Origin of the sequence: Natrinema altunense, assembly GCF_000731985.1 — an archaeon.
GTDB classification, from domain to species: domain Archaea; phylum Halobacteriota; class Halobacteria; order Halobacteriales; family Natrialbaceae; genus Natrinema; species Natrinema altunense.
Genome location: NZ_JNCS01000001.1, coordinates 60,201 through 76,923, shown reverse-complemented (window position 1 = coordinate 76,923; position 16,723 = coordinate 60,201). Strand labels below are relative to the sequence as shown.

At 64.7% G+C, this 16,723-nt stretch carries 17 protein-coding genes; 7 read left to right on the top strand and 10 right to left on the bottom strand.

The features are described 5' to 3' along the window. Nucleotides 1-122 precede the first annotated feature (122 nt). Complete coding sequence (locus ALTAJ2_RS00395; protein WP_007108845.1) at nucleotides 123-977, top strand: alpha/beta fold hydrolase; 855 nt, start codon at nucleotides 123-125, stop codon at nucleotides 975-977. A 29-nt stretch (nucleotides 978-1,006) separates the two neighbouring features. Further along, nucleotides 1,007-1,531 carry an Lrp/AsnC family transcriptional regulator gene (locus ALTAJ2_RS00390; protein ID WP_006186015.1) on the top strand — a complete coding sequence of 175 codons (525 nt, stop codon included), beginning with the start codon at nucleotides 1,007-1,009 and terminating at the stop codon, nucleotides 1,529-1,531. Nucleotides 1,532-1,619: 88 nt separating this feature from the next. Here ALTAJ2_RS00390 and ALTAJ2_RS00385 read toward each other — a convergent pair whose 3' ends face one another. The 6 genes from ALTAJ2_RS00385 to ALTAJ2_RS00360 all read right to left on the bottom strand — a co-directional run bounded on the left by ALTAJ2_RS00385 (nucleotide 1,620) and on the right by ALTAJ2_RS00360 (nucleotide 8,707). After that, a complete protein-coding gene (locus tag ALTAJ2_RS00385) occupies nucleotides 1,620-2,075 on the bottom strand; it encodes a PaaI family thioesterase (RefSeq protein ID WP_007108846.1) in 456 nt (151 codons plus the stop codon). Nucleotides 2,076-2,078: 3 nt separating this feature from the next. Further along, nucleotides 2,079-4,031 (bottom strand): 3-hydroxyacyl-CoA dehydrogenase/enoyl-CoA hydratase family protein, encoded by a 1,953-nt coding sequence (locus tag ALTAJ2_RS00380; RefSeq protein ID WP_007108847.1) that lies wholly within the window; start codon nucleotides 4,029-4,031, stop codon nucleotides 2,079-2,081. Between the two features lie 152 nt (nucleotides 4,032-4,183). After that, nucleotides 4,184-4,402, bottom strand: coding sequence for a HalOD1 output domain-containing protein (locus ALTAJ2_RS00375; RefSeq protein ID WP_050031405.1), 219 nt, complete (start codon nucleotides 4,400-4,402; stop codon nucleotides 4,184-4,186). A gap of 841 nt (nucleotides 4,403-5,243) precedes the next feature. Beyond that, a complete protein-coding gene (locus tag ALTAJ2_RS00370; protein WP_007108850.1) occupies nucleotides 5,244-6,311 on the bottom strand; it encodes a zinc-dependent alcohol dehydrogenase family protein in 1,068 nt (355 codons plus the stop codon). Between the two features lie 413 nt (nucleotides 6,312-6,724). After that, the gene (locus ALTAJ2_RS00365; RefSeq protein WP_007108851.1) at nucleotides 6,725-7,786 is read right to left on the bottom strand and encodes a phosphotransferase family protein; all 1,062 of its coding nucleotides are present in this window, start codon (nucleotides 7,784-7,786) and stop codon (nucleotides 6,725-6,727) included. 192 nt (nucleotides 7,787-7,978) lie between these two features. Beyond that, nucleotides 7,979-8,707 carry an HAD family hydrolase gene (locus ALTAJ2_RS00360; protein ID WP_007108852.1) on the bottom strand — a complete coding sequence of 243 codons (729 nt, stop codon included), beginning with the start codon at nucleotides 8,705-8,707 and terminating at the stop codon, nucleotides 7,979-7,981. A 361-nt stretch (nucleotides 8,708-9,068) separates the two neighbouring features. Here ALTAJ2_RS00360 and ALTAJ2_RS00350 point away from each other — a divergent pair, with 361 nt between their 5' ends. After that, the gene (locus ALTAJ2_RS00350) at nucleotides 9,069-9,845 is read left to right on the top strand and encodes an SDR family NAD(P)-dependent oxidoreductase (RefSeq protein ID WP_007108854.1); all 777 of its coding nucleotides are present in this window, start codon (nucleotides 9,069-9,071) and stop codon (nucleotides 9,843-9,845) included. A 116-nt stretch (nucleotides 9,846-9,961) separates the two neighbouring features. Here the strand turns inward: ALTAJ2_RS00350 and ALTAJ2_RS00345 are convergent, their stop codons facing one another. Next, the gene (locus tag ALTAJ2_RS00345; protein ID WP_007108855.1) at nucleotides 9,962-11,119 is read right to left on the bottom strand and encodes an MFS transporter; all 1,158 of its coding nucleotides are present in this window, start codon (nucleotides 11,117-11,119) and stop codon (nucleotides 9,962-9,964) included. Between the two features lie 173 nt (nucleotides 11,120-11,292). Between ALTAJ2_RS00345 and ALTAJ2_RS00340 the strand changes: the two genes are divergently transcribed. Further along, nucleotides 11,293-12,294 carry a TIGR04024 family LLM class F420-dependent oxidoreductase gene (locus ALTAJ2_RS00340; protein ID WP_007108857.1) on the top strand — a complete coding sequence of 334 codons (1,002 nt, stop codon included), beginning with the start codon at nucleotides 11,293-11,295 and terminating at the stop codon, nucleotides 12,292-12,294. A gap of 58 nt (nucleotides 12,295-12,352) precedes the next feature. On the opposite strand, the gene ALTAJ2_RS00335 is transcribed toward ALTAJ2_RS00340, so the two are convergent. Beyond that, nucleotides 12,353-13,147: an alpha/beta fold hydrolase gene (locus tag ALTAJ2_RS00335; protein ID WP_007108858.1), complete on the bottom strand. Its 795-nt coding sequence runs from the start codon at nucleotides 13,145-13,147 to the stop codon at nucleotides 12,353-12,355. A 124-nt stretch (nucleotides 13,148-13,271) separates the two neighbouring features. Here ALTAJ2_RS00335 and ALTAJ2_RS00330 point away from each other — a divergent pair, with 124 nt between their 5' ends. From ALTAJ2_RS00330 to ALTAJ2_RS00320, 3 genes are all read left to right on the top strand, one after another. Beyond that, nucleotides 13,272-13,958 carry a helix-turn-helix domain-containing protein gene (locus ALTAJ2_RS00330; protein WP_007108859.1) on the top strand — a complete coding sequence of 229 codons (687 nt, stop codon included), beginning with the start codon at nucleotides 13,272-13,274 and terminating at the stop codon, nucleotides 13,956-13,958. Nucleotides 13,959-14,163: 205 nt separating this feature from the next. After that, nucleotides 14,164-15,210, top strand: coding sequence for an AIR synthase family protein (locus ALTAJ2_RS00325; protein ID WP_049900264.1), 1,047 nt, complete (start codon nucleotides 14,164-14,166; stop codon nucleotides 15,208-15,210). Nucleotides 15,211-15,332: 122 nt separating this feature from the next. Continuing rightward, nucleotides 15,333-15,530: a hypothetical protein gene (locus tag ALTAJ2_RS00320; RefSeq protein WP_007108861.1), complete on the top strand. Its 198-nt coding sequence runs from the start codon at nucleotides 15,333-15,335 to the stop codon at nucleotides 15,528-15,530. On the opposite strand, the gene ALTAJ2_RS18950 is transcribed toward ALTAJ2_RS00320, so the two are convergent. Together ALTAJ2_RS18950 and ALTAJ2_RS00310 are read right to left on the bottom strand one after the other, a co-directional pair. Beyond that, a complete protein-coding gene (locus ALTAJ2_RS18950) occupies nucleotides 15,515-15,748 on the bottom strand; it encodes a hypothetical protein (RefSeq protein ID WP_007108862.1) in 234 nt (77 codons plus the stop codon). The genes ALTAJ2_RS00320 and ALTAJ2_RS18950 overlap by 16 nt on opposite strands. 22 nt (nucleotides 15,749-15,770) lie before the next feature. Continuing rightward, nucleotides 15,771-16,685, bottom strand: a complete 915-nt coding sequence (locus ALTAJ2_RS00310) for a hypothetical protein (RefSeq protein ID WP_007108863.1) — start codon at nucleotides 16,683-16,685, stop codon at nucleotides 15,771-15,773. Nucleotides 16,686-16,723 lie beyond the last annotated feature (38 nt).

Here is a 16,723-nt window from a genome sequence, read left to right as displayed (position 1 = left end):
GCGATGTGATACCAATGGTGAGGCGAGACTGCACCCCACGAACCGGGCGTCGACGCGCGTATCGACAGTGGACCGACGTGACTCGTCGTTCGACGGGTGACACGGCGAACGGAGGGCGCTGAATGGTCGACCACGAAACCTGGGCCGAGCAGCAGTCGTCGACGACGGTCCCGGTGGACGGCCACGACCTCGCGGTCGCCTACCACGAAGACGGCCCCGACGACAGCACGGAGCCGCCCGTCGTCTTCCTCCACGGCATTCCGACCTGGTCGTTCCTCTGGCGCGATATCGTGCCGGCGGTCGCCGACGACCGTCGGACGATCGCCCCCGACATGGTCGGCTACGGGAACTCCGCGATGAGCGACGATTTCGACCGTTCGATCCGCGCTCAAGAGACGGCCCTCGAAGCCCTCCTCGACGACCTCGGCATCGAGGAGATCATGCTCGTCGCCCACGACATCGGCGGCGGCGTCGCGCTGCGCTTCGCCGCACACAACCCCGACCGGGTCGCCAAGCTCGTCCTCTCGAACGCCGTCTGTTATGACTCCTGGCCCGTTGAATTCGTCTCGACGCTGGGCCTCCCCTCGACCGCCGACCTCGAGCGCGCGGCACTCGAGGAGCGACTCGATGCGGCGTTCGTCGACGGGACCTACGGCGAGGCCGATCCCGCGTTCGTCGACGGCATGAAAGCGCCGTGGCTGACCGACGCGGGACACGTCTCGCTCGTCCGCAACGCCGTCTCGACGAACACGAACCACACGACCGAGATCGATTACGGCGCGATCACGGCCGAGACGCTGTTGTTGTGGGGCGCAGACGACGTGATGCAGCCCTACGATTACGCCGAGCGACTGGCCACGGACATCACGGACGCCACGCTCGAACCGCTGTCGGACGCCTATCACTGGGTGCCGGCGGATCGACCGACTGCCTACGCCGACCACCTTCGCGAGTTCCTTGCCGGAGCGCAAGCGTAACATCATGCCGCCACAACTGTCACGATAGCATGAGCGACGAATCACCAGACTGGGAGTTCAAGGATCGCGACATCGCGATCCTCAGCGAGCTCTCGAACGATCCACAGTTGTCATCACGGGAACTCACGCAGGTCCTCGAATCGGAGTACGGGATCGACGTCTCCCACGTCACCGTCAGCGAGTCGATTCGGCGGATGCGCGACGAGGGCGTCTTCCGCGAGGCGATCATCCCCAACGAGGAGTACTACATCTTCGCGCTGTTCGAATTCAAGTTCAACCCCGAACACTTCGCCGACAACTGGCGCGAGGCGATGGAGCACATCAAGACGGACAAACACACACTGTTTTTCTTCCTCTCGGACGGGGAGTACCAGTGGAAGACGGTGATGATGTTCCGCGACCGCCAGGAGATCTCCCGGTGGATTCACGACTGTTATCGGGACTACGGGGAGGTCATCTCGAACATTCGAAACTCGGCGGTCCACAACGTCCTCAAGTTTCAGACCGATCCGCGAATCTTCGGGGAACTCGGCGAGGAGCGTAACGATCGGTGATCGCTCCCCGCCGGTGTCCGGTCGCCGATCGGTCGCCGTTCACGCGAGGGCGCGGCCGCCCTCGTGAGCACTGACTCGAGGTGACCGATCAGTCGCCGTCGAGTCCGTCGCGGAACAGCCGATAGGTGGTCCGACCGACAGCAGCCTCGCCGTCGGCCCCCTCGACGGTCACGTCGGTGACGCCGGTCGACCCGCCGGCCCGGAGCACGTCCGCGACGGCGCGCAGGTCGCCGGTCGCCGGCCGCAGGTACGAGACGTTGAGATCCGTCGTCGTGAGATAAGCCTCGCCGGGGTCGTCGAACGTGCTCCGCAGGGCGAACGCGCTCGCGGTGTCGATCAGCGTCGCGACGATGCCGCCGTGGACCGGATCGTGTCCGTCGGTTCCGACCGGGTTCTCGAAGGCCTCATCCTGTTCGATCACCAGGACCGCGCGGCCGTTCTCGAGGTGTTCGACCTCGAGGTCGAGCCACGACAGGTAGCCGTGACGGCGGACGAACGACTCCCATTCCGGCCAGTCCGACGCCTCGGCCGGTCCGTCGGGCATGTGTTACTTGCCCTCAAATTCGGGCTCGCGGTCCTCGGCGAACGCAGCGGTCCCTTCCAGCACGTCGTCGGTGCTCGAGAGGAGGCCAAAGCCCTGGCTCTCCATGGCGAGTGCGGCGTCGAGGCTGGCGTCTTGGCCCTCGTTCATGACCTTCTTGGCGACCTTGAGGCCGATCGGCGGACCCGACCGCAGGTCCTCGAGGAACTCCGCGACGGTGTCGTCGAAGTCCTCGCGCTCGACCGAGCGGTTGATCAGTCCCCAGTCCGCGGCGCGGTCGGCGTCGATGTGGTTGCCGCGGAAGACCAGTTCTTTCGCGCGGGTCTCGCCGAGGATGCGGGTGAGTCGCTGGGTGCCGCCGCCGCCGGGGATCAGGCCGAGGCCGATCTCGGGCGCACCGAACGACGACCGTTCGGTCGCGATCCGCAGGTCGCAGGCCAACGCGAGTTCGAGGCCGCCACCGAGACAGAAACCGTCGATCTTCGCGAGGACGGGCCGCGGGAAGTCGTTGACCGTCTCGAAGCCGGGCGAGACGTCCATCAGGTCGGTCGGGTTCGCGTCGGCGAACCCGGAGATGTCCGCGCCGGCGCTGAACGCGCGGTCGCCGCTCCCTTCGATCGTCGCGACCCGAACCTCGTCGGTGTCGACCGAGGAGAACAGGTCGTCGATCTCGGAGAGCAGGTCCGCGGACAGCGCGTTCATTCGGGACGGCCGGTCGAGTTCGACCTGCAGGACGCCGTCCTCGAGTTCGTAGTTCAGGTCGTGGTAGGGACCGAGTTCGTCGTCGGCGTAGTCGTAGAAGCCAGCGCCGGCGTCCTCGCCGGTTTTGCCCTCCGCGACGAGTTGCTCGAGGTATGGGTGGGGCTTGAAGCGGTCCGCGCCCGTCTCCTTGTAGAGCGTCTCGAGTTTCTCGAGGACCGTATCGAGGCCGATCTTGTCGCCGCGTCGGCAGATGCCCTCGGGGAAGCCCAGCCCGAGCTGGACCCCGGTGTCGACCTCTTCGGGGGTCGCGACGTCCTCGCCGACGAGGAACGCGGCGCGGTTGATCATGCGGGCCTCGACGCGGAGCCAGTCGAAGTCGCCCGCGTCCTCGGGTTCGTAATCGGCACCGTCGCCGTCCTCGTAGTCGTAGAAGCCCTTGCCGGTCTTCTGGCCGAGATCGCCGGCCTCGACTTTCGCCTCCGTAATCGGCGGGATCGGACTGTCACCCTCCTTGCGGACGTGGTAGCCGACGTCGATTCCGGTGAGGTCGCCGAGTTCGAACGGCCCCATCGGGTAGCCCCGCTCGTGGGCCATCGTCGCGTCGGCCTCGCGGATCGTCGCCTCGTCGTTCGAGACCATGAACGCGGGTTCGCCGCCGAACGGACCGACGATCGTGTTGACGACGAAACCGCGGACGTCCTTGCGGACGTAGATCGGCGTCTTGCCGATCGACTCGACCCACTCGTAGCCGGCCTCGGCAGCCTCGTCGCTGGTGTCCTCGCCGTAGATGACCTCGACCAAGTCCATCTTGACGGGCGGGTTGAAAAAGTGCAGTCCGAGCACGCGCTCGGGCGTGTCGACCGCTTCCGCGATGTCGGAAATCGGCAGACTCGAGGTGTTCGTCGCCAGCAGCGTGTCGCCGCTGGTGTACTCCTCGAGATCGGTGAAGATGTCGTGTTTCAGGTCGAGGTCCTCGGGTGCGGCCTCAATGACGAGGTCGGCGTCGGCGACGGCCGTTTCGAGGTCCGTCGTCGTCTCGATTCGCGAGAGGACCTCGTCGGCCGATTCGTCGATCATCTCCTTGTCCTCGAGTTTCTGTAGACTCCACTCGATGGACTCGTAGCCGTCCTCGACGAACTCGTCTTTGATGTCGCGCATCGTGACGTCGTAGCCGGCCAACGCGGTTACTTCGGTGATCCCGTGTCCCATGTTCCCCGCGCCGAGAACGGCAACGCGGTCAATGCGTTCGAGTGACATGGTCGTGTGCTCTATCGGGACGGTCTTAATACCACCGAACCGGATTAGCAATGTTAAGTCCGTTTTCCAGCGTTGTACAGCGCGTACGTCGATTCGAGTTTGAGCCGAACGTCGGTAACGATCGGCCGCTCGAGCGGCCGAATCGGTGACGGTTACCGATCCGGGTCGCGTACCGTCACCTCGTCGGGTTCGGGACCGATCACGACGCGATAGCCCGCGTACTCGAACCGGACAGTCACGGCCGCGTCCGACTCGAGGACGGCGGTCAGGGCCTCGGGATCGATCGCGTCGTACAGCGGTGGCAACGCCGCTCGGTCGCAGCTCTTACGGGCCGCGATACGAGCGAGAGCCGTTGTGAGTGCTGAATGCATCGTGATTCTCGGGGAGTTCGATGACTGTCAGTGCGAACGCTGCCTCGCAGTCCGGACACGTCGCCGGATCGGCAGTCGTCGTGTGGATATCGGTACCGCAGTCGCAGTGGATCGTAACGTTCGAAACCATGTGTAGCTCCGTGTACAGGCCCCGACGGAGCGGAACGCGATCCAGCGAGAGGCGCAGCGACGGCTACGACTGGGTCGGCGGCACGTCGGCAGGTCTTTATTTCGCCAACGCCAATGGTGGATTGCTCCCGCTACGCGGGGGCGAGTGGGTGAGCCGGAGTGGGGCTCCAACCTAGCACTCCGGCTCTTGCGCACTTTCGTGCGCGTCTGTGTGTTACGCAATCTATCCTAAAGAACGTTAGGATACTGATCGGTTGGGCGGTTTGGATACGACCGACCAGCGATGCCCCAACGGGGGTAAGACAATTGTGCGGTCAGTATCGGTGAAGTACGTGTGACTAACTCTATTGAACCCTTCTTCGGACATATCGTAGCATGAGACAGCCGATCGCTGACGACTGCGTATCTGTTGTTCCGAACCACCTATTATCCAAACGATCACAATTGTAAATATGGGCACTACATCTTCCACCGGGAGCGTATTCGGTCTCCTCGTGTACTTCCTCTTCTTGCTCGTAGCAGTATTTATCGGCCCACTCGAAGCAGTACTGGGTTTGGTTCTGTATTGGCTATACGGAGACGATGAGGACCGGAGACGGACACCTCGCTGAGCATCGTTCCCCGTTCGCTATAGTAGCCACTGAGAAATCGAGCGTCCGAGCAGAGACCAGTTCGCGAATATGTTCGAATCCGAGCAAAAGAAGTGTGCGGGTTAGCTACTGAAGTCGTTACAGATCGGAATACCGACGGTGTTGAACTCGGTCATCGCCTCGAGTTCATCTGGGACTTGATGAATGTCGATCGTGTCTTCGACCAACGCCGTTGGATCGAGTTTGCCGGTGTCGATCATATCGAGCATCTCCGAGTATCGAGACGGCTGTAGACCGAGCGAGCCGACGAACTCTATTTCCTTCGCGACGAACTCGTCGGTCGGGAGCGGAATCTCGCCCTGTTCGTCGCTGGTGGTAAGTCCGATCTGGACGTGGCGGCCGCCTTTCCCGAGCGAGTCGACCGCGTTTCGGCAGGTCGTCTCGATTCCCAGCGCGTCGACGGAGACATCTGCACCGCCGTCGGTTATGTCCCTGACCTCCTTTGCGGGGTCGTCGACCTCGGCCGCGTTGACCGTCGCCACCGCGCCGAGGTCCTCGGCACGGGTGAGTTTTTGGTCCATCAGATCGACGCCGATGACGTTTGCCCCCAGTGCATTTGCAATGTGTATTGCAGAGAGGCCGATACCTCCACAGCCGTGTATGACCACGTCTTCACCGTTGCCAACGTCACCCTGATGAGCCATCCCGTGGTAGGAAGTCATAAACCGACAGCCACAGCCGGCGGCGGTCTCGGCGTCGATTCCGTCCGGAAGCGGGACGGCGTTGATGTCTCCGTTGGGGATGTGAACCTCCTCCGCGAACGCGCCGGGTGCCTCGTTCATGAAGCCGAGTCCGATGTGGTTTTCACAGATATTCTCCCGCCCGTTGCGGCAGAGGGAACACTTCCCGCATGCGAAGTTGAACGGGATGGCGATCTCCTGGCCCTCCTCGACGTTCTCGACTTCGTCTCCCACTTCGATGACCGTCCCTGTCGGTTCGTGACCCAGGATGTGCGGCGGGTCGGGCCGGTAGCCGAACCAGTCCCAGTCACCCTGCCAGCAGTGCCAGTCGCTCCGGCAGACACCACAGCCCTCGACCTTCGCAACCACGCCGTGGGGTTCCAGTTCCGGCCGGTCGACCTCTTGTACTTCGAGCGGTTCTTGGAATTCTTCGAGTACGACAGCCTGCATTGACATGCCACAACAACCCACGACAAAGGAGGGCTTAAATGAAGGGGGATATCACACTTACCAAGTGTAATTATTTCAGTTAGTTGTATGCTGAATCATTTATTACCACATCCACTGTATTCAGCAGACCGTTTTCGACAGATAACGAGAGTCCCAGCGGTCGCTGTGATGGCTTCCCAACCGGTACTGACTGGTTACTACCCACGGATCGCCTCTTCTCTGTGTTACAGTCGCGCCGTCTATTCGACACGACTCCGTTAGTATTCCCGACAGGTGGTCCGATGTGTGAATAGTCATACGCTTATACGTCGATCCGCCCGAGCGAAATCGCGACGGAAACGACCGTCTCGCTGTGGGGCATGAAAACTACTACGCCCTTCCCCAGCCCGAAAACGAATCGCCGACTCGAGGCCCTACAGCGGTTCGTCGCCCTCGATGATCCGTTTGGCCCGCGCGGCCAGCGCCGGCACGCGGTCTTCCATCTTCGGGTACATCGGATCGTCGCTGTTGCCCTCGAGGTAGCGCCGGAAGAACATCTCGCCGAGGGCAGCCAGCTTGTAGACGGCGAGCGTTCGGTAGAATCGCTCGTGTTCGAACGCGTAGCCGGTTCGGTCCTCCCATCGCTCGACCAGTTCGGTCCGACTCGAGTAGCCCTCCTGTTCCATGAAGCGAGTCGTCAGTTCGGGAATCGACGGCTCGGGGTCTTTCGCGTCGCGCCAGTAGGAGAGCATCCACCCCAGGTCCGCGCGCGGATCGCCCAGCGTGGCCATCTCCCAGTCGAAGACGCCGACGAGTTCCGGCGGCGTGCCGGGCGCGAACATGACGTTATCGAGCTTGTAATCGCCGTGGACGAGCGTGTGCGGGTGTGCCTCCGGAACGTTGTCCCGGAGCCACTCGCCGACCTCGTGGAGGGTCGGAATCTCGCGTTCCTCCTCGGTGACCTCGAACGCCCACGTGAGTTGTTTCCCCCAGCGATCGACCTGTCGCTGGGTATACCCCTCGGGACGGCCGAACTCGCCGAGTCCGATCGCCTCGTACTCGAGGTCGTGGATCTTCGCCAGGGTGTCGACCAGTTCCTCACCGATCCGACGGCGGTGCTCGGGCGCGGCGAACCGTTCGGGCTCGCCCTCCCGGAGCACGTCGCCCTCGAGTTGCTCCATCACGTAGAAGTCGCTCCCGATGACGTCGTGGTCCTCGCAGGCGAGCAATGGCTCCGGAACCGGCACGTCCGTATCGGCGACGGCATCGGTCACGCGATACTCGCGGAGCACGTCGTGGGCCGTGTCGGCCGTTTCGCCCGGCGGCGGCCGCCGGATGACGAGTTCCCGATCACCCCAGGTGACGAACAGCGTCTCGTTCGAGTGGCCTTCCTGGTGGCGTTCGATCTCGTAGGCGTCGACGCTGCCGAGGTGGGCCGACAGATACGCGACCAGCGCGTCCTCGTCGACGAGGCGCTCGTAGTAGGTATCGCTCATGACGTTCGACGGGCTGTATCGCCCGTGGCGACGATCGATACGGTGGCTGCCGTTGCATCGCGGTGCGCGCTCGACATGGTATACGGTAGCATAACCGCGCTGCCTAACGAAAATAGTTACGCTGTCTTCTTTGTTTTACAATGTTCATGGTGGCGGCACGGGTTCCGAGCCGGCTCTCCGGAGGTCGTCCGGTCAGTCCGATCGCTCCCGTTTCCCGTCGACGATCTCGAGTACGTCCTCGAGCGTCTCGATCCGATACGAGACTGCCGGCCCCGCCTCGGCCCCGAACGCGACGCCGTGTATTCCCGAGTCGGCAGCCCCCTTGATATCGTGCTCGTAGCGGTCGCCGATCATCAGTGAGCGCTCGGGGGCGACGCCGGCCGTCTCGAGCGCCGTCTCGAACATGGCTGGATCGGGTTTCGTGCGACCGACCGCCTCGGAGGTCGTGATCGAGTCGAAGTGATCGCGGACGCCGAAGCGCTCGAGCATCGCGCGACCCGCCGCGTCGTCGACGTCGCTGATAACGCCGACGTGGAGGTCGCGATCGGCGAGTCGCGCGATCGTCTCCGGAGCACCCGGAACCGGCTCGATCGACGAGCGGACGATCTCGTCGAACCGCGGTTGCCACTCCGCGCGCGGGACTGCCGTCCCGACGATCGCCTCGACGGCCAGGTGGTAGCCGTCGCGTGCGGACCGAAACTCGGTGCCGTCGCGCTCGCGGAAGTAGTCCCCGACGGTCGTCCGCCACGTCTCGATCGCCTCCTCGACCGTCGCGTCGACCGCGTGACGATCGCACAGATCCGCGACGAACTCGGCGTGGGCGCTCTGTACCGACTCTAATGCGAGAATGACGCCGCCGATGTCCCAGAAGACGGCGGCCCAGTCGTCGGTCCCGCCGACATCGTTCACCCGCCCGCTCATCGGTCGGCCCTCCCGACTGTCGACTTCGGACGCACGCCGCCCGCGACGGAGCCGCCCGTCTCGTGGGCGCGTTTCCCGAGGGCGTCGTTAGGAACTGGATTAGCAGGAAGAGCGTCCTCGAGTCTCCCGCCGGTCGCGGCCTCCGGCTGTCGATCCGGTCCGTCGTCGGTGGTGTCCTGAGTCATGGCTCTGTCTGCGGTGGCGGCCGTCACGCCGCCGGGTACCTCCCTCCGGCAGTGACTGCCGCTCACGTAACGGTACGGTATCTATGCCCATCTTTATTAACAGTTGCTGTGAAAGGCCGAATGGAGCTAACAATGGTAATGAATCAGGCGCGAGTTGCAGTCATCGGTGATCGCGGATGAGTACCGACCAGTTCAGCGTTGACGGTGACGTCGCTATCGTTACGGGGTCCTCGAGCGGCATCGGGAAGTCGATCGCGGAACGGTTCGCCGCGGACGGCGTCGACGTGGTCGTCTGTTCGCGCGAGCAGGACAACGTCGACCCGGTCGCCGAGGCGATCAACGAGGGCGACAGCCCCGGCGAGGCGCTGGCCGTCGAATGCGACGTGACGGACCGCGACGCCGTCGACGCGCTCGTCGAGGCCACCGTCGAAGAGTTCGGCGGGCTCGACGTGCTGGTCAACAACGCCGGCGCTTCGTTCATGGCCGACTTCGACGACATCTCCCCGAACGGCTGGAAGACGATCATGGACATCAACGTCAACGGGACCTATCACTGCACGCACGCCGCCGCGGCGTCTCTCAAAGACGGCGGCGGTTCCGTGATCAACCTCGCCAGCGTGGCCGGGCAACGGGGCTCGCCGCTGATGAGTCCCTACGGTGCGGCCAAGGCCGCCGTGATCAACCTGACGACGACGCTGTCCTACGAGTGGGCCGACGACGACGTGCGCGTCAACTGCATCGCGCCGGGCTTCGTCGCGACGCCGGGCGTCGAGAGTCAGATGGGCGTCTCCGCGGACAACATCGACCGCGAGGAAGTCGCCCGCCGCATCGGCACCGTCGAGGAGATCGCCGACGTGACGCAGTTCCTCGCCAGTCCCGCGTCCTCGTACGTGGTCGGCGAGACCATCACCGTCCAGGGCGTTCCGCAGATCGAGGAAGACCACGACGTGTAGGCCTCCCGTTTTCGTACCACGACTCGGATCCACGACGCAGTTACGCCGCTTCCTCGAGCGTCCACCGGCCGCCCGCCGGGTCCCGTTCTGGGCCACCAGTTGGGGAGGGTGACGGTTCAACTCGGGAGCCGGCCCCGCCGCTCGAGGACGACGAGGACTGCGACCGAAGCCCCGAGGAGGAGGGCCGCGCTGCTGAACACCGTGTCGTAGGTGTAGCCTCGCTCGAGGAAGAGGCCGACGGCGGACGACCCGAGCGCTTGGGTGAGCATCCAGGCGGAACTGAACACGGCGTATGCGCTGCCCCGCGTCGAATCCGGCAGCGTATCGAGGAGGTACGTATCCGTGGCCGGAAACAGCGCGTGGACGACGAATCCCACGATCACGGTGATGACGATCAGCGCGAGCAGGCTGTCGACCGCGGTCAATGCGAGGAGGCTCGCGGCGAACGCGCCGACGATGCCGAGCAGGTACGGGACTTTGGGGAACCTATCGGCCAGATCGCCGCCGAAGTAAAACGCGGGAACGCCGGCGGCGAACACGATCGTGAGCGACATTCCCGCCGCCCGATCGGAGAGCCCCTTCGACTGCATGTACAGTTCGTAGAAGTTGAACAGGCCCTGCCAGACGAACACGGGTGCGCCGACGATCGCCAGCGCGGTCACGATGAGACGCCATTCCGAGAGCGCGCCGGCGATGAAGTCGCGATCGGCCCGTCCCGCAGTCGGCATCTCGGTATTGCTCGCGACGATCCACGTGGCGACCGTTACCACTGCCGCGCCGACGGCGATCGCCCACAGCGAGAGTCGCCAGTCGACGAGGAGCGTGAGCGCGACGAACGGCGCGGCGATCACCGCGGCGATCTGGCTGGCGGCCCCGTGAATCCCCATGACGCGGCCGACACGCGATGGGAACAGTTCGCTCAACAGCGGATTCGCCGAGACGAAGTAGACGCCGGAGGCGATACCCATGAGGAAGGCCCCGATCATGAGTCGCGGGACCGTCGTCGCGGTCGCAGCGATCGCCGAGGACGCCGCGAGGATCAGTCCGGACCCGATCACGATGTAGTGTCTCGGGACTTTGGTGAGGAGCCACCCGGTCGGCAGACGAAGGGACGAACTCCCGACCCACGCGAGCGTCACGATGAGTCCAGCGGTCGCCTCCCCGATCGCGAATTCGCCGATGAACACGTCCAGAAGCGGTGCGAAGATAACTCTGGCCAGATTGAGGAAAAAGACGAGGCCACAGAGGGAGGCGAAGAGTCGTGTCCGGGTCACAGTCACTCATTCCAACAGCGGGTCTCAAACGTTCCGAAACCGGACGGTGCCGACGCGGTTTGACATCCCCTCCGGACCGGCACGTGTCTCGTCCGAGTCCCGTCGGTAAACGATCGTCCTCGGACTCCCGGTTCCCATACACCCAAAAGGCCCCGCTCCGTCTGTGTCCGACGATGACCGCCAGAGATGTCCACCTGCCCGTGGCCGCACAGCCGACGATCGACTCGATCGTCGACTACGTACAGACCGCCGAGGACGGCGGCTACGACTGCGCCTGGCTCCCCGAGACGTGGGGCCGCGACGGCGTCACCGTCCTGTCTGCGATGGCCGAGCGTACCGACTCGATCGACATCGGCTCGAGCATTCTCAACACCTACTCGCGGTCGCCGGCCCTGTTGGGGCAGACGGCGGCGACGCTGCAGGAACTCTCCGAGGGCCGGTTCCGGCTGGGGCTCGGCCCGAGCGGTCCCGTCGTGATCGAGAACTGGCACGGCGTGGAGTACGGCAACCCGCTCAGGCGCACCCGCGAAACGGTCGAGATCGTCCGGCAGGTGCTTGCCGGCGAGACCGTCGACTACGACGGCGAGGACTTCGACCTCTCGGGCTTCCGCCTCCGCTGTGACCCGCCGGAGACGGCGCCGCCGATCGAGGTGACCGGAATGGGGCCGAAGGCGGTCGAACTCGCGGGCCGCTTCGCCGACGGCTGGCACGGCATCATGCTCACCCCCGACGGGACGCGAGACCGACTCGAGGACATCGAACGCGGTGCCGAACTCGGCGACCGCGATCCCGACGACGTGCAGGTCACCACGGGCGTCACCTGCTGTGCGCTGGACGATCCCGCTGAGGCCCGTCGCCTTACCCGCCAGCACATCGGCTTCTACATCGGCGGTATGGGCACGTTCTACCGCGACGCCCTCGAGCGACAGGGGTACGACGAGGCCACCGACATCCACGACGCCTGGCAGGACGGCGACCGCGAACACGCACTCGAACTGGTCGACGAAACCATCCTCGACGACCTCTGTGCGGCCGGCGATCCCGAAACCGCCCGCGAGAAACTCGAGGCCTACGAGGCCGTCGACGGCCTCGACGCCATCGCGGTCAGCTTCCCACGCGGTGCGAGCGAAGAACAGGTCCGGCGGACGATGAACGCGGTCGCGCCCGACGCCTGAGCGGAGTTCGAGACGGGGTGTCCAGCGCGTTCTCGGCGCTCCGGTGGCTGCCGAATCGCTATCGTGTTCGCACGAACGCGTCGATTTCTGCGGAGATTAGTTCCGGTGCTTCGGCGGGACCGCTGTGGCTCACGCCGTCGAATTCGACGAGGCGGCTGTGCGGGATCACGTCGTGGGTTGCGCGGGCGCTCTCCCGGAGAAACCCGGGGCCGTCGGTGCCGGTCAAGACGAGTGCAGGGGCGGCAACGTCCAGACTGTTCGGAAGGCGGTATTGCTCGACGGCGCGGTTCATCCGGACGACCTCTTCGGCGAGGTCCGTACACGCCGGCCAGACTGGCCACTCTGCGAGCCACGCGTCGAGGTCGTCGACCCCGTCAGGGTGGAGGACCTGCTCGATGTACCGCTTCACTGCCTCACGTCGTTTCCCCGCCTCGATGAGCGCCTGCATCCGGTCTGCGAGGTCGGCGTCCGCTCGGTAATCGTCGGGAAGGATCGCCGGTTCATACGCGACGACTGCCGCCACTGCTGCGTTCGTCGCAGTTTCGATCGCGGTGAGTGCACCGTAGGAGTGACCGAAGAGTACCGGCTCCTCGTCGAACGCGTCGACGAGTGTGCGCACGTATTCGACTTCCCGTTGCAACACGTCGTCGGCGCTGGTCTCGACTCGATCATCGAGACACGTTCCAAATCCCGGGCGTTGCGGGACGATCGCGGTGTATCCGTCTAGGTGTGGAATAACGGGTTGCCAGTATTCTCTGGGGGCCATTCCACCGTGCAGGAGAATCAGCGGCGGACCATCGCCGTGGCGTTCGTACGTGACCTCGATTCCAGTGTCGGACTGTGTCGTCTGCATGCATCACCGCGTTCGGGGCGGACTGGGCTAAGCAGTTCTCTCAATGATGGGGGGTTTTAAATGGGCGAGGGAAATACGAACGCCGTTTCGATACGTCCATTGACACGGAGGGAAACGACGCGGCATGGGTCTCGTCGCGGAGTTCGACATCCACTGCGATGCGCTTCCGCTCGTCGGAGTGGCGAGGGCAGCGCCCGAGGCAACGATTGTTCTCGCGCTTCAATTCAACCACGGTGACCGGCCACTGTTTCTCACCACTGTGACGGGCGGTTCACGGACGGCAGTCGAGGCGGCCTTGACTGACGCCGACGATGTCGACGAATGGACGGTGATCGGAACGGCTGACTCCACGCGACGATATCAGGCGGTCCCGGCACTCAGTTTAGCGGACCAACTCGGTGACCACATCGACGACCTTGCCGGACTCAAGGCGCTTGCCACCGCTGAAGCCACTATCGAACGGATCGAAGTGACCCCCAACGGGTGGCGTCAGTCCGGGTGGTTTGCTACTCGAGCGGCGTTCGACGAGTTTTCGTCGTTCTGGCAACAGAACGCCGGATTTCGATTGCACCGTCTCACTCACGACGGCGCGTCCGAACCGCCCGGCGACGGCCTTTCCGATCGCCAACGTGAGGCGCTCAGAACGGCCTACGAGATGGGCTATTTCGACGTTCCTCGACGGACGTCTCTGGAAGCGATCGGGACGGAGTTAGACATCTCGGCGTCCGCGGTCTCGGAGCGACTTCGCCGCGCTCAAACGTCTCTCATCGAGGAAACGGTCGCAACGACGTGGCCACCCCTCCCCGACTAGCGGGTTCCTGACGGCCGCTCTGTCTCGCAAATCCTTTCCTGCAGAGCGTCCGGAGGTATCGTTCCGGTCGCTGCTCTGTCGTTGCACACCGGTGTCCGTGATCGAAACGGGCGAGAATCTGGTCGCCCGCCAGCCTCTCGTCCGCCTCTCCTCGAGCGGTGCGTGCTCCGACAGCTACAAACCGCGCATCGTCCCAGTTCGTGGTATGCCCGGTAAGGTGAGCCCGGACGATCTGCTGACCCACGTCTTCGAGCGGACGGGGGCGGCCGAGAGCGACGAGACGGTTGTACAGGGCCCCGCGGACGGCGAGGACGCCGCCGCGATCGACTGGCCCGACGGCGAGGGCACGCTCGTGGTCAGCTCCGATCCGATCTCGCTGGCCGCCGAGGGAGTCGGCGAACTCGGCGTCTACGTCGCCACCAACGACGTGGCCGTCTCGGGGGCGGACCCGCGCTGGCTGACGGCCGTTGTCTTGCTCCCGAGCGCCGACAACGGCGCGGCCGACGGCGATGACACCGCCGGCAGCACCGACTCCGGTCGCTCCCTGCTCGAGGAGATCTCCCACGACCTCGATGCGGCCGCCCGCGAGGTCGGCGCGTCGATCGTCGGCGGCCACTCGGAGTACGTCGATCAACTCGAGCGGCCGCTGCTCTCGCTGACGGCGATGGGGGCAACCGATCGGTTCGTTCCGACCGGCGGCGCAGCGCCCGGCGATGCCGTGATCCTCACCAAGGCGGCGGGAATCGAAGGCTCGGCTATCCTCGCGGCCGACTTCGGCGACGAACTGGATATCGACCCCGAAGTCCGCGAACGCGCCGAGGCGTTCCTCGACGAGATCAGCGTCGTCTCGGAGGCCCGGATCGTCCGCGAGTACGCGACTGCGATGCACGATCCCACCGAAGGCGGCGTCGCAGCCGGCCTGCTCGAGGTAGCCCGCGCCTCGAGCGTTCGGCTCACGGTGGACCGCGATGCCGTCCCGATCCGCGAAGCGACCGCAACGCTGTGCGAGGCGGCCGGCGTCGACCCGCTCCGGATCTTCGGCTCCGGCGCGTTACTCGCGACGGTCCCGGCGGACGCGGTCGACGACTGCCTTGCAGCGCTTGCGGACGCCGGACTCGCGGCCGCCGAAATCGGCACGGTCCGGGACTGCGACGGTAGCGATCCCGAACTCGGTCTGGACGGCGAGTCGATCACCGACCCGATCGCGGACGACCTCTATCCCCTCTGGGAACGGGCGGACAGCGAGGCGTGACCGCTAACTCCTCGAAGCTACGCCACGGAATACCGGTGTTGATCGCGCTCCGACGACTGCGGTCCCGTTCCACGTGCGTATTCGTGGTTGGCACTTATTGACATGGGCTTGGACCTAGAGACATGGCAACCATCGCGTACGAAAGCCCCGAGGGAACGAGGTCGACGGAGATCGACGCCGACCAGATCACCGATTCGGGACGGGTCCAGGGCGTGCGGGTTCGACTCGAGGACGAGGGCGTCATCCACCTGCCGTACACGCGTCTGTACTGGATCCGCATGAGCGAGGCGGAAGGAAAAGTCGACTACTCGTCGGCGTAGACGATGGGGCTGACCGGCCGATCGGCCGGTCGGGGCGTCGTCACGACCTCGGTACAGTCGTCCTCGTCGTTGCACGTCTCGTCCATCTCGGGACCGTCTCCGCCGACCTGATGGGTGCTGACGAACGACGGGTCGATCTCGCCGTTCTCGATCGTCTCGAGCAGCGGCCTTCGGTACTCGAGAGCCGGTATCCGCAGCCCCGCGTCGGGAGTGAGCACACCATGCAGGATATAAGTGGGGTCACCGCCAGACCGTCGCCGAAGCGAGGACATACCCCTTAGTATCTCTGTGATAATATGTGATGAAAAGTCGGGACCCCTCCGTGACATCGCCGATGACGGCCGTCTCGCCTCTCGTAACGGATTCGACGGCAAACGGGTTCGAGATCCGTCTCCCGTCGAGGTGGACGACGATGCGGTCGCCCTCGAGCGAGTCGCCGCCGGTGTGAGTGATTTCGACGGTCGGGTCGGTCTCGGTACCGTACTCGAAGTCGAACGAGACGTCCGGGACCTCCGCTGGTTCGGTGCGTCGGCCGTGGGCGATCCCGACTACCGTCGGCTCGCTTTCGGGGGCTTGGTACGTCTCGCGGTCCGCATCGGTAACGACGACGGCGTTCGATTCGCGTTCCGGTGTGACCGCGAAGTGAGACACGCCGTCGTGCAGTTCGTCAAACGTGACCCGGCGCTCGCTGGTGGGGTCGCGGTCTTCGACGGTGAGTACGTTCCAGTCGGCGTCCTCGACGAACGAGTCGTTCGCGAAGACGTGGTACGTGAAGGCGCCGTCGTCGAACTCCGGCGCGATGAAGGCCGTCATCACGTCGGCCGAGAGTTCGCGCCGCACCCGTAGCGTATCGGTCAGCGCAAAGCCGCCGTCGGCCAGCGCCGACAGGAGGAACTCGGCTTCCGGATCGGCGTACGTTATCCGTCGCCGATTCTCGTCGACCGTCGCGTCGCCGTCGATGAACGCGGGATAGTTCACCTCGGCGCCGTCCGTGACCGCTTCGGCCAGCGGCTCCGCGTCGTGGTTGTTCGGTTCGACGGCGTCGTCCGCTTCGTCGTCCTTTGAGCCGAGGAATCCACCGATACAGCCGGCGAGCGCCCCCGAAAGGGCACACCCGGTTGCGGCGAGCGCTCGTCGTCTCGTCCGCCGTATCATAATCCGCCTATCACAAATAGTGGTGAAATGAGTTCCGG

What these genes read in the sequence shown, in the direction of transcription:
- ALTAJ2_RS00395 (WP_007108845.1), top strand. Translation starts at nt 123, where the DNA reads ATGGTCGACCACGAAACCTGGGCCGAGCAGCAGTCGTCGACGACGGTC.
- ALTAJ2_RS00390 (WP_006186015.1), top strand. Translation starts at nt 1,007, where the DNA reads ATGAGCGACGAATCACCAGACTGGGAGTTCAAGGATCGCGACATCGCG.
- ALTAJ2_RS00385 (WP_007108846.1), bottom strand. Translation starts at nt 2,075, where the DNA reads ATGCCCGACGGACCGGCCGAGGCGTCGGACTGGCCGGAATGGGAGTCG.
- ALTAJ2_RS00380 (WP_007108847.1), bottom strand. Translation starts at nt 4,031, where the DNA reads ATGTCACTCGAACGCATTGACCGCGTTGCCGTTCTCGGCGCGGGGAAC.
- ALTAJ2_RS00375 (WP_050031405.1), bottom strand. Translation starts at nt 4,402, where the DNA reads ATGCATTCAGCACTCACAACGGCTCTCGCTCGTATCGCGGCCCGTAAG.
- ALTAJ2_RS00370 (WP_007108850.1), bottom strand. Translation starts at nt 6,311, where the DNA reads ATGCAGGCTGTCGTACTCGAAGAATTCCAAGAACCGCTCGAAGTACAA.
- ALTAJ2_RS00365 (WP_007108851.1), bottom strand. Translation starts at nt 7,786, where the DNA reads ATGAGCGATACCTACTACGAGCGCCTCGTCGACGAGGACGCGCTGGTC.
- ALTAJ2_RS00360 (WP_007108852.1), bottom strand. Translation starts at nt 8,707, where the DNA reads ATGAGCGGGCGGGTGAACGATGTCGGCGGGACCGACGACTGGGCCGCC.
- ALTAJ2_RS00350 (WP_007108854.1), top strand. Translation starts at nt 9,069, where the DNA reads ATGAGTACCGACCAGTTCAGCGTTGACGGTGACGTCGCTATCGTTACG.
- ALTAJ2_RS00340 (WP_007108857.1), top strand. Translation starts at nt 11,293, where the DNA reads ATGACCGCCAGAGATGTCCACCTGCCCGTGGCCGCACAGCCGACGATC.
- ALTAJ2_RS00335 (WP_007108858.1), bottom strand. Translation starts at nt 13,147, where the DNA reads ATGCAGACGACACAGTCCGACACTGGAATCGAGGTCACGTACGAACGC.
- ALTAJ2_RS00330 (WP_007108859.1), top strand. Translation starts at nt 13,272, where the DNA reads ATGGGTCTCGTCGCGGAGTTCGACATCCACTGCGATGCGCTTCCGCTC.
- ALTAJ2_RS00325 (WP_049900264.1), top strand. Translation starts at nt 14,164, where the DNA reads ATGCCCGGTAAGGTGAGCCCGGACGATCTGCTGACCCACGTCTTCGAG.
- ALTAJ2_RS00320 (WP_007108861.1), top strand. Translation starts at nt 15,333, where the DNA reads ATGGCAACCATCGCGTACGAAAGCCCCGAGGGAACGAGGTCGACGGAG.
- ALTAJ2_RS00310 (WP_007108863.1), bottom strand. Translation starts at nt 16,685, where the DNA reads ATGATACGGCGGACGAGACGACGAGCGCTCGCCGCAACCGGGTGTGCC.